The organism is Bradyrhizobium canariense, from assembly GCF_900105125.1.
GTDB lineage: Bacteria > Pseudomonadota > Alphaproteobacteria > Rhizobiales > Xanthobacteraceae > Bradyrhizobium > Bradyrhizobium canariense_A.
This window is the reverse complement of sequence record NZ_LT629750.1, coordinates 1,157,185-1,169,863: the sequence shown is the minus strand read 5'-3', so window position 1 is coordinate 1,169,863 and position 12,679 is coordinate 1,157,185. Positions and strand designations below refer to the sequence as shown.

Genomic DNA, 12,679 nt, shown 5'->3' with positions numbered 1-12,679 from the left:
GATATGCGGGCTCGACCCGCGTATCCTTCGATCTTCGCTCAAACGTTTTTCAGATGGATTGCCGGGTCACGCCCGGCAATGACGGGCAAAACGCTCTGACGCCTCACGCCCCGTTGAGGAATTGAAGCGGGTCGACCGGCGACGATCCCTTGCGGATCTCGAAGTGAAGTTGCGGCGACTGCACTTCACCCGACTGGCCCGATTTGGCGATGACCTGACCGCGCTTGATGGTGTCGCCGCGCTTCACCAGCAGTTCACTCGCATGGGCATATGCGGTGACGTAACCGTTGGCGTGCCGGATCAGAACCAGATTGCCGTAACCTTTGAGCTCATTGCCCGAATAGGCGACGACACCATCGTCAGCGGCCTTGATCGGAGTCCCTTCCGGGACAGCCAGATTGATACCGTCATTGGATTTGCCGTTGGCCTTGGCGCCATAGGCGGTGATGACCTTGCCGCGCACCGGCCAGCGGAACGTGGGCACGGCGCCGGTGGCTTCCGCGGCCTTGACCGGCGATTCAACCGCAGGCTCTTCGGAATTCGGCGCTGACTGTGCGAGCCGGACCTTTTGCTGGGTATCGCCCGCCACCGCAGCCACTCTGGTGACGGCCGGCACTGGTGCCGCTGCAACCGGCTGAGCCGCGGCGACAGCGACCGGCTGCGCGGCCGGTGTCAGAGCAGCCGACCTCGCGGGCACCGTGAGCTTCATGCCAAGGCCGAGCTTGGCCGAGGGATCGAGGTGGTTGGCTCTTGCCAGTTCCGCCACCGACATGTGGTTGCGGCGCGCGATGCTCGCCAATGTATCGCCGTGGTTGACGACGTGAACGTTCGGAACCGCAGCGGCGACAGCGACAGGCCTGCTTACCGGAGCAGCCAGAGCGGGAGCCGCGGCTGTTGCCATCGGCCGCGGAATGATCAGCTGCTGGCCCGGTGACAGCGCGCGCGGCCCTTTATAGCCGTTGGCCTGCATGATCGCGGCAGGCGAAACATTGTAGCGGCGCGACAATATTTCGAGCGTGTCGCTGGTGCCGACGATGATCTTGGTACCGCCCTGCTCCGGCCTGTGCGTGGCCGCGACCGAACGTGGCGCGACGCTGCCGGTCGACTCCAGCGGCTGATGGGTGGGCGGAGAATAGGAGCCTATTCCGCGACCTCCTCCGGAAACACCTTCGGCCGCCGAGTAAGAGTGCGATGCCGGATAGGATTGGGGGGCCGAGATCGGCGGCAACGCCGACGACTGATACTGCGGACGGGAATATTGCGGAAGCTCGCGGCGCTCGGCCGCTGGGACCGGCACCGAACCTGTGGCTTCCTGCGAAGCAAAGGGATTTGAGAAGGAGCTTTGCGACAGACGCGTCGACATGTCAGCGCTGCAGCCAGCAAAACCGATCGACATCAGCGCCAGTGCCGCGACCTGCGGTACGCGGCGCGAGCCAAGCAACTCGACGACACGGGACATGGTTACTCACTCGTACGCAACAAAATACTTTTTTGAGTAAACACGTCGCGAGTAAACAACCGCTTAACCCTGCGAATAAGACGTTGGCGGGACTGCCGATCCGCGCTTCTACAGTTCGCGGGCAATCCCCGGCAGCGCCGGCACAAAGCGCACGTCGACCAATTCCTTGCGCTCAAACCCGGTGTCCGTCCTGATCACCCGGATCAGGGTCTGGGTGCCATGATGCGGTCCGACCGGCGCGATCAGGATGCCGCCGGGCTCCAGCCGGTCCATGAGAGCCTCCGGGATTTGCTCCATCGCCGCGGTGACGATGACGCGGTCGAACGTGCCGGTCACCGTGACAAGGTCGAAGCCGTCTCCCAGCATCACCTCGACATTGTCGCAGCCGAGCTTCTTGAGCCGGGTTCGGGCGGTATCCGCCAGCGTCCGGTAACGCTCGACCGTCAGCACGTCCCGGCAGAGCCGCGACAGGATGGCGGCCTGGTAGCCGGAGCCGGTGCCGATCTCGAGCACCCGGTGCGGTTTCTGCAACCGCAGTTGCTCGGTCATGTAGGCCACCACAAAGGGCTGGCTGATGGTTTGCCCGCAGGCGATGCCAAGCGCGCTGTCGCGATAGGCATTGTCGCGATCGGCCGGCTCAACGAACATCTCGCGCGGGATTTCTTCCATGGTGCGCAGCACCGTCAGATCGCTGATCCCGCGTCGCCGCAGGGCAAGCTGAAACATCATCTTTTCCGGCGGATTTGGCGCAGCGGACATGGCGATCTCACAGGAAATGGCACGTTAAACCGGTTAGCGCGACTCAACCACACGAGCTTGATGCAATACGCTTTGCCCAATTAAGGAATAACTTTCCTCAAATTAGCGTTCCCGTGCCGGAACCCCTAAATGCGCCCCGGCGTTACCTTGGATTGAGCGGTCTCTGATCGATCGAACAAAATCACGTGCAATGACGGCCTTTTAGGCCGTATTCGCTCACGTTCACGTTGCGCAAACGGACGTTATTTGCGAACCTTCCGTCATGGCTGGGGGCAAGGATGTTATCATGACTGCGACGCGGTCGCCGGGCGGTTCTGTCTTCCTCGTCGAGGACGAGGTGATGATCAGGATGATGGTCGCCGATATGCTGGAGGAGTTGGGCTACAGCGTTGCGGCGGAGGCCGGCGAGATCAACGAGGCGATGAAGCTTGCCCAGTCGGCCGAGTTCGACCTCGCCATCCTCGACGTCAACGTCAACGGCAAGGTGATCTCCCCCGTGGCCGAATTGATCAAGGCGCGCAACCGTCCCTTCATCTTCGCGACCGGCTATGGCTCATCGGGCCTTCCGGAAGAATATCGCGACCGGCCCGCGCTGCAAAAGCCCTTCCAGATCGAGACGCTGGCGAAGATGATCAACACGGCGCTGACGAGACCCGCGGCTTAGCCGCCTCTCCCCCCCGTCACCAGATCTTAGATATCTACCTTAGCGTGGCCGCCAGGGCTTCCGAAAACGCCTCGTCGGTGCGATCGAGCCGTAGCGGCGTCACCGAAACATAGCGCTCGGTGAGCGCGGCGAGGTCGGTGCCCGGCGCCGGTACATCGACCTTTGCGAGGCGCTCGAACCCGATCCAAAAATACGGGTTGCCGCGGCCGTCGCGGCGCTGGTCGACTTTCAGGAACCCGAGATTGCGCTTGCCCTGCCGCGTCACCCGCACGCCCACAACCTCCTCGGGCGCGCAGGCCGGGAAGTTGACGTTGATCACGGTGTCCTTGGGGACGCCGGCGTCGATCACCTTGCGCAGGATCTCGGGGCCGAATTTCAGCGCGGTTTCCCATAGCGGCGCGTTGCGGGTCTCCATGCTGAATTCCTGCGACAGCGCAAACGACGGTAGCCCCAGGATCGTGCCTTCCAGGGCGCCGGCGATGGTGCCGGAATAGACGACGTCTTCCGCGACATTGCGGCCCTTGTTGACGCCCGACAGCACCAGGTCAGGTTTGGTCTCGCCGAGAATGTGACGCGCACCCATGATCACGCAATCGGTCGGCGTGCCCCGCACCGCGAAATGCCGCGGACCGACCTCGCGCAACCGCAACGGGTCGTTCAGCGACAGCGAGTGCGAGACCCCGGATTGATCGAGCTCCGGCGCCACCACCCAGACATCGTCGGACAGCGCACGCGCGATCTGCTCGACGATCTTGAGGCCGGGCGCATGGATGCCGTCATCGTTGGTGCAGAGAATTCGCATCCGGGTACATGCCCTTTCGATCGATTCCACCTTGGCCGATGCGTCGTCTTATCCGCCCTGCACGGTCGAGGCAAACCCTGAAAATGCAGGCAAAATCCGCGCCGGGCCTGGCCGCAGGGCGCGAACGCCCGTTCCTCCACTAACGCCGGATGCGAGCGCGCCACAGCGAGGTGAACTTCGCGGGCCAGCGTTCGACATGCAAATCGAAGGTCCGAACGGCTTGCCTTAGTGGTTCGGGTTTGAGTTCTGCTTTCGGTGGCTCAGCAACAGCGCTTTTTTCCACCGGGGAAACGACATCTTTTGTCGGCGCGGCTTGGCACGGCGGCTCTGGATACCGTGCCCGCGCAACCGACAATGCCTTGGCGAAATCCTCCGGATGGAACCACGCTTCCGCGCGCAGGCTTTCCAGAGATGCGTCATCCCAAATACGGGACGCCTCGATGTCGAAGCCGGCATGCCGCTTTTGATTGACCGCCTGCAGGCCGTAGCCGGTCACGGCCCATTGCCGGCCCACCCAAAAGATGTCGCGGTGCAAAGGCATTTTTAAAAAACTTCGTTTCCTGCAAAATTTTCACGGCAGGTACAAACGAGGATAGCGCGACGCGACGGCGTCGCAACAGTGAACCCTCGCCCGATCGAATATTGCTGAAGCTATGCGTCTTTTTTGACTGGTTCCAATCGGCTCTTCGCCGGCAGATTGTGTCACGCCCAGTTTATCGTCGAGCGCCTGAATAAGCGCGCGGCGAAAGTGTCCTTTGTCTGGGAGCGACATCGTTCCAAGAGGTGGAGGGAAATATGATGCGGAAATCGATTCTGACGCTGCTAATACTGGCAGCCGTCGGCTTGGTTCAGCCTACCGTAGCGTCTGCCCGCGGTGGCGGTGGTGGTCACGGTGGCGGCGGCGGTGGAGGCCATGGAGGTGGTGGCGGCTTTGGTGGCGGCTTCCACGGCGGTTTCGCCGGCGGCGGTTTCCACGGTGGAGGTTTCCACGGCGGAGGATTTCACGGCGGAGGATTCCATGACGGATTCCACCGGCACGCGTTCATAGGGTTCGGTTTCGGACCCTATTACGACGATTACTACCCTTACGCGTATAACGACTATTACGATGACGGCTGCTACGTCGTTCGCCGCCGCGTGCTGACACGCTATGGCTGGCGAATTCGTCCCGTTCAGCTATGCGGATAGAGCCCTGCTCGATAGCAACCCGCCGGTACACGCCGGCGGGGTCTTGTCACTCTGCGGACTTAGCCTTCCTTCGAAATTACTTTTAGACCGCCCATATAGGGCTGCAGCACGTCGGGCACGGCAATCGAGCCGTCTTCCTGCTGATAGGTCTCCATGACCGCGATCAAGGCGCGTCCAACAGCAGTACCGGAGCCGTTCAGCGTATGGACGAAACGCGGCTTGCCGTCGGGCCCGCGATAGCGCGCATCCATCCGCCGCGCCTGGAACTCGCCACAGACCGAGCAGCTCGAGATTTCGCGGTACGCCCCGCCCTCGCCCTGGCCCGGCATCCAGACCTCGATGTCGTAGGTCTTCTGCGCCGAAAAACCCATGTCGCCGGCGCACAGCGTCATCACCCGGTAATGCAGATCGAGTTGCCGCAACACTTCCTCGGCACAGGCGAGCATGCGCTCGTGCTCGTCCTTGCTGGTTTCCGGCGTGGTGATCGAGACCAGCTCGACCTTTGTAAATTGATGCTGCCGGATCATGCCGCGGGTATCGCGCCCAGCCGCGCCCGCCTCCGCGCGAAAGCACGGCGTCAGCGCGGTCAGCCGCATCGGCAATTCTTTTTCGTCGCGGATGGATTCACGGACGAGGTTGGTCAGCGGCACTTCGGCGGTAGGGATGAGGCCGAGACGCTCGCTTCTTAGTTTGCCAAGACGCCCCGCGTAAGCCGTTTGCGCCTCAAGACGGTCAACATCCGCAACAGCGCTCCCATCAACAGGAGCCAGCAATTCACCTTTGACGGCCCAGAACTGGTCGTCTTCAAACTTCGGCAATTGGCCCGTGCCGAACATCACGTCATCACGCACGAGCAACGGCGGGTTGATCTCGGTATAGCCATGCTCGTTGGTGTGGAGGTCGAGCATGAATTGCCCGATCGCGCGCTCCAGCCGCGCCAGCTTTTTCTTCAATACAACAAAGCGCGCGCCGCTTAGCTTGGCGGCAGATTCGAAATCCATATAGCCAAGCGCGCCGCCGAGATCATCATGCGGTTTCGGCGTGAATGCATAATTGCGCACCGCTCCAAAGATGTGGCGTTGCACATTGCCGTGCTCATCGACGCCCTCGGGGACATCGTCTGCCGGCAGGTTCGGGATCGCGGCGAGTTCTTTCGCAAGCTCCTCATCCACCCCCCTCGCTGTCAGTTCGAGCTGCGGCATGGTGGTCTTGAGTTCGGCAACCTCCGCCATCAGCTTGGCGGCGCGCGCATCGTCCTTTGCCTTCTTGGCGTCGCCGATCTCCTTGGATGCAGCGTTGCGCCGCGCCTGAGCCTGCTCTGAGGCCAGGATCGCCGCGCGGCGCCTTTCATCGATCGCCAGCAGCGATGCCGACAAGGCCTCCAGCCCGCGCCGCTTCAGCGCGGCGTCGAAAGCGGCGGGATTATCGCGGATCGATTTGATGTCGTGCATGGCAAATATTCCTGCGTCATGGCCGGGCTTGTCCCGGCCATCCACGTCTTTGCCGCCTTATAGCGTTTTCAAGCGAAGTGGCCACCGGTTCGCGTGAAGAAAACGCGCCAAAACAAAAGACTAGAGCCGGTTCTGATTGAATCAGAACCGGCTCTAGAACAAGTCGTGGATGCCCGGGTCAAGCCCGGGCATGACGAATCACAAGCGCGGTGCCCGGAATGATAGGTGAAACGCCGCTTTGCCGGACAGCTACTCGGCCGGATTGGCGGCTGGCGGCGGTGCGGGGGGTGGCGAAGCGGCGGCGGCTTTGGCGGCCGCGGCCCTTTTCTCCACGACGCGCACCGAGATGATCGAGCCTTCGTACAGCGCCAGCAAGGGGATCGCGAGCGAGGCCTGGCTGAGTACGTCGGGCGGCGTCAGGACGGCCGCGATGATGAAGGCGACCACGATGAAATAGCGGCGCTTGTCGCGCAGCTGCTGGGAGGTGATGATGCCGATCCGCCCCAGCAGCGTCAGGATCACCGGCAGCTGGAAAGCGATGCCGAACGCGAAGATTAGCGACATCATCAGCGACAGATATTCCCCGACCTTCGGCAGCAGCTGGATTTGCGCGCTTTCCGGGCCGCCGGCCTGCTGCATCCCGAGCGAGAAGCGGATCAGCATCGGGAACACGACGAAATAGACCAGCATCGCGCCAGCGACGAAAAAGATCGGGGTCGCGATCAGATAGGGCAGGAACGCGCCGCGCTCATGCTTGTAGAGGCCGGGCGCCACGAATTTGTAGATCTGCGTGGCCACGATCGGGAACGAGATGAAACCCGCGCCGAACAGCGCCAGCTTCAGCTGGGTGATAAAATATTCCAGCAGCGCGGTGTAGATGAATTTGGAATTTTCCGGCCCTGCGACCCAGACGAACGGCCACACCAGCACGTTGTAGATCTGCTTGGCGAAGAAGAAGCAGAAGATGAACGCAATACCGAAGCCTAGCAGCGCCTTGATCAGCCGCGAGCGCAGCTCGATCAGATGGTCCATCAGTGGCGCTTTGCTGGCCTCGATGTCTTCGGCGCTCATGACGCGCGGGCGTCCTTGAGGGCTTCAGGTTCGGCAGGCGTCGTGTCTTGCGGCACGGGTTGAGGCGCGACTTCGGGCGTAATCACCAGCGGTTCTGCCACGGCGGCGTGAGTCTCGGCCTCAACGAATGTTTCCGGCGCAGGCGCGGCCGGCGTGGTCGGAATGTCCAGCGCATCGCCATGCGATGTCGCCGGTGCGTCGCCATGCGACGTCGCGGGCGTCTCGACATTCGATGCGACGGGTGCATCGACAGCCGACGCCACCTGCGAATCCATCTGTGAGTCCATGGGCTTGTCGGCATCGTCAATGCGCAGGGCTTTGGTAACGTCCTTTTGCAGCGACGTCATGATGTTGCCGCTGCCGAGACCGCTTGCCGCTTCCCTCACCTCATCAAAGCTTTTCTTGAGGTCGGCCATTTCGGCCTCGCGCATGGCTTCCTGGAACTGGCCCTGGAATTCTGCGGCCATCCGCCGCGCCTTGCCCATCCACTGGCCGACGGTGCGCAGCACGCCCGGCAGCTCTTTCGGGCCGATGGCAATCAGCGCGACAACCGCGATGAGGGCCAGTTCACTCCACCCGATGTCAAACATGAAAATTTCCGCTCACGCGAGGCGATCACCCGCCGCGACGGCTTTGCCGCAAGTCTGACTCAGACGGCCTTGCTGCCGACATCCGACCGCGCTGCCGTGGAAGGTGTCGCGTTATGATCGATCGACTTCACGGGCTCGGGCTTTTCTGCAGCCGTATCATCGTCCTGCATGCCCTTCTTGAACGCCTTGATGCCCTGCGCGACGTCGCCCATCAGATCCGAAATCTTGCCGCGGCCGAACAACAGCAGGACGACTGCGATCACGACGATCCAGTGCCAAATGCTAAGCGAACCCATCCTGCAACCCTCCAAACATCTGGGCCAAGCGACCCAGTCTTATCTCCCCCGAAAGTAGGCTCGGGAGGTGTCAAAAACAAGGACTTAAGCCGCAGCAAATCGCTGTCGGGACTACGTACTATTGCTATTGTTAACCGAGATCGTGGCGTGGACGGGGAACTAGTTTCCCTCGCCCGTTTCAGGCTCGACGGCAGGGGCCAGCGCAAGCTCCAGATCGCCCGGCTCGAGCGGATCTTCATCCTCCCGCAACGCCGGGTCATCCGACGGATTGGGAACGCTAAAGCCGGTCGGCAGCCGCGAATCCAGCAGGCCTGTTCCCTTCAGCTCTTCCAGACCGGGCAGATCGCCCAGCGCCTCCAGGCTGAACTGCGACAGGAAACCGTCCGTGGTTCCAAATGTCAGCGGACGACCCGGAGTCTTGCGGCGGCCGCGCGGGCGAATCCACCCCGTTTCAAGCAGAACATCCAGCGTTCCCTTTGAGGTGACAACGCCACGGATTTCCTCGATCTCGGCGCGGGTCACCGGCTGATGATAGGCGATGATCGCCAGCACCTCGATGGCGGCGCGCGACAGCCGCCGCGTCTCGGTGCTCTCGCGCGTCATCAGCCACGACAGATCGCCTGCGGTGCGGAAGGTCCATTTGTTGGCGACGCGAACCAGGTTGACGCCACGCGAGGCGTAGTCGGCCTGCAACTGCGCCAATGCTACCTTGATGTCGACGCCGTCGGGCATCCGCTTGGCCAATGCCGCCTGATCGAGCGGCTCCGCCGAGGCGAACAGCAACGCTTCCAATAACCGCAATTCTTCCGGCCGCGCTTGCGGATCCGCGGGACGCTCCTCGGCATCTTCGATGCGCTTTTCCGCCAGGCTTGGCATGGCTCGGTCTCCTTCTTCCACTTACTCAGCCGTCATATCCGGCGCGGACATCGCGCTGGATGCTTGGGCCGCACGCTTTCTAAAATACAGCGGCGCGAACGCCTCTTTCTGGTTCAGTTCCATCTCGCCTTCCCGCACCAGTTCCAGTGCGGCAGCAAAGCTCGATGCGAATACCGTGGCTTTTTGCGAGGGATCGACGACGTAGTTCAGCAGATATTCATCGAGACAGCTCCAGTCCTCCGCGATACCGACCAAGCGCTCAAGCGAAGCCCGCGCCTCGGCCAGCGACCACACCGTGCGCCGGGCCAGATGCACCGTCGCCAGCACATTCTGCTGGCGCTGCGTGGCATAGGCCGTCAGCAAGTCGAACAGCGTTGCGGTGAATCTGGGATGGCGAATTTCGGCGATCGCTTCCGGATTTCCGCGCGGGAAAATATCGCGCTGAAACTGCGGACGATTCATCAGCCGGTTAGCGGCTTCCCGGATCGCTTCGAGCCGGCGCAGACGATTGGCGAGCGCAGTCGCCATCTCCTCGGCACTGGGACCATCGGGCGTTGCCGGCTCGGGCAGCAGCAGGCGCGATTTGAGATAGGCGAGCCAGGCCGCCATCACGAGATAATCGGCGGCCAATTCGAGGCGGATTTTCCGGGCCGCTTCGATGAACACGAGATACTGATCCGCCAGCGCCAGGATGGAAATCTTGGCGAGATCGACCTTCTGTTGCCGCGCCAGTGCGAGCAGCAGATCGAGCGGCCCCTCATAGCCCTCGACGTCGACGACCAGCGAGGGTTCGCTCTCGGCAAGGTCAGCCGGCCGCCCGGTTTCAAACGATAGAATTTCCGCGCTCATGCGCCCGCCATCCCTGCCCGATCAATCAACGCATCCAATTGCGTGCGCGCGGCCAGCCGGTCGAACGGCTGCGGAACCTTGCGCGACGCCAGCGCCCGCGCGGCGCGTTGCAACGCCATGCCCGACAATTCGGGGGTCTCACGCGCGACCTCCTGCATTTCATCGAGCTTGCCGTTGCAATGCAGAACCATGTCGCAGCCGGCGGTGACGATGGCCTGTGTCCGCTCGGCGATCGATCCCGCCAGTGCATTCATGGACACGTCATCACTCATCAACAAACCCTGGAACCCGATACCACCGCGAATCACCTGCTCGATGATTGTCGCAGAAGTTGTCGCCGGATGGGCGGGGTCGAGCGCGCTAAACACAACATGTGCGGTCATGGCCATCGGCAGGTCCGCCAGCGGTCGGAATGCGGCAAAATCGGTCCGTTCGAGCTCCGCTTTCGATGTATCAACCCTCGGAAGCCTGAAATGGGTATCGGCGGTGGCCCTGCCATGTCCCGGAATATGCTTGAGAACCGGCAACACGCCGCCCTGTTCCAACCCTTCCGTCACGGCGCGGGCGATCGCCGCGACCTTTCCCGGTTCGGTCCCGTAGGCGCGGTTGCCGATTACCGCATCGGCGCCTTCAACGGGCACATCCGCCAGCGGCAGGCAGTCAACGGTAATTCCAATTTCAGCCAGATCGGCCGCGATCAGCCGTGCGCTCAACCGCGCCGCCGACAGCCCGAGCGCGCGATCGAGGTCATAAAGCGCGCTGAAGATCGCCCCCGGCGGATAGGCCGGCCAGTTCGGCGGCCCCAGGCGCTGTACCCGGCCGCCCTCTTGGTCGATCAGGACAGGCGCATCGGGATTGCCGGCCACTTCCCGTAATTCTTCAACCAGTTCGGCTACTTGCCGGGGCGCCTCAACATTCCGTTTGAAGAGGATAAATCCCCACGGCCGCTCGGAACGGATGAATTCACGCTCGGCGGCGCTCAATTCCGGTCCGGAGACACCTGTGATGAAGGCGCGCGTGCTCATGCGGCGGATTAGCCCGCAAGCCGTCGAAGGGTCAAGGAAACGGCCGTTAATTCCTTTGGACGACGCACTGCCCGCCGGCCGTCTTCAGACTGCCGCAGAAGCGCGAGGCTTCTTCGGGCGACCCGAACGGACCCACCATGGCGCGGTAATAGACACCCTTCTCGCCGAGATCGGCACGCTTGATCACCGGCGTGTGCGATCCGAGTACGGTCGGGAATTTGCCCTGCAGGACCCGGTAAGAGGCCTGCGCATCGGCTTCGTTCCGCTGCGAGGAAACCTGGACCAAATAGCCGCCCCCGCCAGCGTTCTCGGTAGTGCTGGGCGTGATTGGCACCGGAGCATTCGTCGCAACCTGGGTGTGCGGCGCCGGAGCGGCTGGCGTTGGAGCGCCCTGCGGCGACAGCGACATCGGCGCATTGGCGGTCGAGGCATTGGCATTGGCGGCCGCCGTTCGCGCCGAGGGAACGGCCGGTTTCGCCGCGGGAGCCTGCTGCGGCGCCGATGCGGGCATCCCGGCGGCATCCTGCTCGTCACCCCTGACCGAGAACGTCTTGATCTTTCGCGGCTGGTTGCTCGGCATTGTGCCGTTCCCGGCGTTCGCCGACGGCATAGCGCCGGGCGCCACGCTCGCCACGGACGGCGGGTTCGCATTCTGGTTCAGTGGCGGAAACACCATTCGCGGCCCGGAATTGGCATTGGTGTTGACGTCGACCGGCGTCTCCTCGCGAGGGACGATCTTTTCCGTGCCGTCGCCTGACGGCAAGCGATCGAGTTGCTTGCCGGTCCCATCAGCGGATACCGGGACGATCTTGGTCGGGCTGGTGTCCGCCTTGATGATCGGAGGCTCCCCGCTGCGCGGCGATCCGACATAGGTGCGATAGGCGAACGCAGCGCCCGTTCCCACCACCGCCAGCGCCAGGACCACGATAACGGTGGTCAGGCCGCCTCGTCTCTGGGCCGGCTCTTCGGAGCCGTCGTCGTAACCGTCCTGATAGGCGTATTCGTCATCCGAATAGGCCGGCTCGTGCTGAGCTTGATGTCCGCCGGTATCGAGCTGGCCGAACAGCGCGTCATCATATCGCGACGGATCGAGCGGCTGCTCGGCATGCACGAAAGCGGGTGCCTGATCGTAATCCTGCACGGGCTCCGCGTGCGGGGCCGCATAACGGCGCAGCGGATGTTCGGAGCTTGGATAGTCCTGCTCCGGGTAATCCTGACCTGGATAGTCCTGACTTGGGTAATTCTGATTTGGGTAGTTCTGAGTTGGGTAGTTCTGGCTCGAATAGTCCTGATCGTGATCGGGATAATTCTGACTTGAGTAGTCCTGCTGCGGCGGCGCTTCCTGCCGTACCGCGCGCTGCATCCATGGCGGCGGACCTGCCGCAGGGACGTCATCGGGCGGCGCCGGAGAATGGTATTGCTCGCGGGGTACGCCGCGCGGCTGTGCCGGGGGATTGGCGCGTTCGGCACTGCCGAAAGGATCGGTCTGACCGATCAGGCGCGCGAGTTCGGCAAGCGGATCGCTCTCGCCCCTCGAGGACGCGTGCGGGTCATCGTTGCCGTGATAATCGTCATCGGCGGGAAAAGGTCTGTTCTGATACCGATTAGCCATCGTGATGATGCGTCCCCTTCGGGAAAGCTGCCAACCC

At 62.6% G+C, this 12,679-nt stretch carries 14 protein-coding genes; 2 read left to right on the top strand and 12 right to left on the bottom strand.

Annotated elements, in window-relative coordinates; genetic code table 11:
- Positions 1-103: 103 nt before the first annotated feature.
- Complete coding sequence (locus BLV09_RS05810; protein WP_146686609.1) at positions 104-1,459, bottom strand: peptidoglycan DD-metalloendopeptidase family protein; 1,356 nt, start codon at positions 1,457-1,459, stop codon at positions 104-106.
- A gap of 108 nt (positions 1,460-1,567) precedes the next feature.
- Positions 1,568-2,218 (bottom strand): protein-L-isoaspartate(D-aspartate) O-methyltransferase, encoded by a 651-nt coding sequence (locus tag BLV09_RS05805; RefSeq protein ID WP_146686608.1) that lies wholly within the window; start codon positions 2,216-2,218, stop codon positions 1,568-1,570.
- A gap of 286 nt (positions 2,219-2,504) precedes the next feature.
- On the opposite strand from BLV09_RS05805, the gene BLV09_RS05800 reads away from it, so the two are divergent.
- A complete protein-coding gene (locus BLV09_RS05800) occupies positions 2,505-2,882 on the top strand; it encodes a response regulator (protein ID WP_146686607.1) in 378 nt (125 codons plus the stop codon).
- 34 nt (positions 2,883-2,916) lie between these two features.
- Here the strand turns inward: BLV09_RS05800 and surE are convergent, their stop codons facing one another.
- Both surE and BLV09_RS05790 read right to left on the bottom strand, forming a co-directional pair.
- Positions 2,917-3,684 carry a 5'/3'-nucleotidase SurE gene (gene surE, locus BLV09_RS05795; protein WP_146686606.1) on the bottom strand — a complete coding sequence of 256 codons (768 nt, stop codon included), beginning with the start codon at positions 3,682-3,684 and terminating at the stop codon, positions 2,917-2,919.
- A gap of 139 nt (positions 3,685-3,823) precedes the next feature.
- Positions 3,824-4,225 carry a hypothetical protein gene (locus tag BLV09_RS05790; protein WP_167558634.1) on the bottom strand — a complete coding sequence of 134 codons (402 nt, stop codon included), beginning with the start codon at positions 4,223-4,225 and terminating at the stop codon, positions 3,824-3,826.
- 254 nt (positions 4,226-4,479) lie between these two features.
- Here BLV09_RS05790 and BLV09_RS37000 point away from each other — a divergent pair, with 254 nt between their 5' ends.
- Positions 4,480-4,872 carry a hypothetical protein gene (locus BLV09_RS37000; protein WP_167558633.1) on the top strand — a complete coding sequence of 131 codons (393 nt, stop codon included), beginning with the start codon at positions 4,480-4,482 and terminating at the stop codon, positions 4,870-4,872.
- A gap of 59 nt (positions 4,873-4,931) precedes the next feature.
- Here the strand turns inward: BLV09_RS37000 and serS are convergent, their stop codons facing one another.
- From serS to BLV09_RS05750, 8 genes are all read right to left on the bottom strand, one after another.
- Positions 4,932-6,323: a serine--tRNA ligase gene (gene serS / locus BLV09_RS05785; protein WP_146686604.1), complete on the bottom strand. Its 1,392-nt coding sequence runs from the start codon at positions 6,321-6,323 to the stop codon at positions 4,932-4,934.
- 249 nt (positions 6,324-6,572) lie between these two features.
- Positions 6,573-7,394, bottom strand: coding sequence for a twin-arginine translocase subunit TatC (gene tatC, locus BLV09_RS05780; RefSeq protein ID WP_100381973.1), 822 nt, complete (start codon positions 7,392-7,394; stop codon positions 6,573-6,575).
- A complete protein-coding gene (gene tatB / locus BLV09_RS05775; RefSeq protein ID WP_146686603.1) occupies positions 7,391-7,984 on the bottom strand; it encodes a Sec-independent protein translocase protein TatB in 594 nt (197 codons plus the stop codon). Before tatB ends, tatC begins: the two co-directional genes overlap by 4 nt.
- Positions 7,985-8,043: 59 nt before the next feature.
- Entirely contained in the window at positions 8,044-8,280 is a 237-nt protein-coding gene (locus tag BLV09_RS05770; RefSeq protein WP_146686602.1) for a twin-arginine translocase TatA/TatE family subunit, read from the bottom strand.
- 159 nt (positions 8,281-8,439) lie between these two features.
- A complete protein-coding gene (gene scpB / locus BLV09_RS05765) occupies positions 8,440-9,156 on the bottom strand; it encodes an SMC-Scp complex subunit ScpB (RefSeq protein ID WP_167558632.1) in 717 nt (238 codons plus the stop codon).
- Positions 9,157-9,177: 21 nt separating this feature from the next.
- Positions 9,178-10,005, bottom strand: coding sequence for a segregation and condensation protein A (locus BLV09_RS05760; RefSeq protein WP_100381977.1), 828 nt, complete (start codon positions 10,003-10,005; stop codon positions 9,178-9,180).
- Positions 10,002-11,030, bottom strand: coding sequence for a beta-N-acetylhexosaminidase (nagZ, locus tag BLV09_RS05755; protein WP_146686600.1), 1,029 nt, complete (start codon positions 11,028-11,030; stop codon positions 10,002-10,004). The genes BLV09_RS05760 and nagZ overlap by 4 nt, the downstream gene beginning before the upstream one ends.
- A 46-nt stretch (positions 11,031-11,076) precedes the next feature.
- Complete coding sequence (locus BLV09_RS05750) at positions 11,077-12,642, bottom strand: SPOR domain-containing protein (protein WP_146686599.1); 1,566 nt, start codon at positions 12,640-12,642, stop codon at positions 11,077-11,079.
- Positions 12,643-12,679 lie beyond the last annotated feature (37 nt).

What these genes read in the sequence shown, in the direction of transcription:
- BLV09_RS05810 (WP_146686609.1), bottom strand. Translation starts at nt 1,459, where the DNA reads ATGTCCCGTGTCGTCGAGTTGCTTGGCTCGCGCCGCGTACCGCAGGTC.
- BLV09_RS05805 (WP_146686608.1), bottom strand. Translation starts at nt 2,218, where the DNA reads ATGTCCGCTGCGCCAAATCCGCCGGAAAAGATGATGTTTCAGCTTGCC.
- BLV09_RS05800 (WP_146686607.1), top strand. Translation starts at nt 2,505, where the DNA reads ATGACTGCGACGCGGTCGCCGGGCGGTTCTGTCTTCCTCGTCGAGGAC.
- surE (WP_146686606.1), bottom strand. Translation starts at nt 3,684, where the DNA reads ATGCGAATTCTCTGCACCAACGATGACGGCATCCATGCGCCCGGCCTC.
- BLV09_RS05790 (WP_167558634.1), bottom strand. Translation starts at nt 4,225, where the DNA reads ATGCCTTTGCACCGCGACATCTTTTGGGTGGGCCGGCAATGGGCCGTG.
- BLV09_RS37000 (WP_167558633.1), top strand. Translation starts at nt 4,480, where the DNA reads ATGATGCGGAAATCGATTCTGACGCTGCTAATACTGGCAGCCGTCGGC.
- serS (WP_146686604.1), bottom strand. Translation starts at nt 6,323, where the DNA reads ATGCACGACATCAAATCGATCCGCGATAATCCCGCCGCTTTCGACGCC.
- tatC (WP_100381973.1), bottom strand. Translation starts at nt 7,394, where the DNA reads ATGAGCGCCGAAGACATCGAGGCCAGCAAAGCGCCACTGATGGACCAT.
- tatB (WP_146686603.1), bottom strand. Translation starts at nt 7,984, where the DNA reads ATGTTTGACATCGGGTGGAGTGAACTGGCCCTCATCGCGGTTGTCGCG.
- BLV09_RS05770 (WP_146686602.1), bottom strand. Translation starts at nt 8,280, where the DNA reads ATGGGTTCGCTTAGCATTTGGCACTGGATCGTCGTGATCGCAGTCGTC.
- scpB (WP_167558632.1), bottom strand. Translation starts at nt 9,156, where the DNA reads ATGCCAAGCCTGGCGGAAAAGCGCATCGAAGATGCCGAGGAGCGTCCC.
- BLV09_RS05760 (WP_100381977.1), bottom strand. Translation starts at nt 10,005, where the DNA reads ATGAGCGCGGAAATTCTATCGTTTGAAACCGGGCGGCCGGCTGACCTT.
- nagZ (WP_146686600.1), bottom strand. Translation starts at nt 11,030, where the DNA reads ATGAGCACGCGCGCCTTCATCACAGGTGTCTCCGGACCGGAATTGAGC.
- BLV09_RS05750 (WP_146686599.1), bottom strand. Translation starts at nt 12,642, where the DNA reads ATGGCTAATCGGTATCAGAACAGACCTTTTCCCGCCGATGACGATTAT.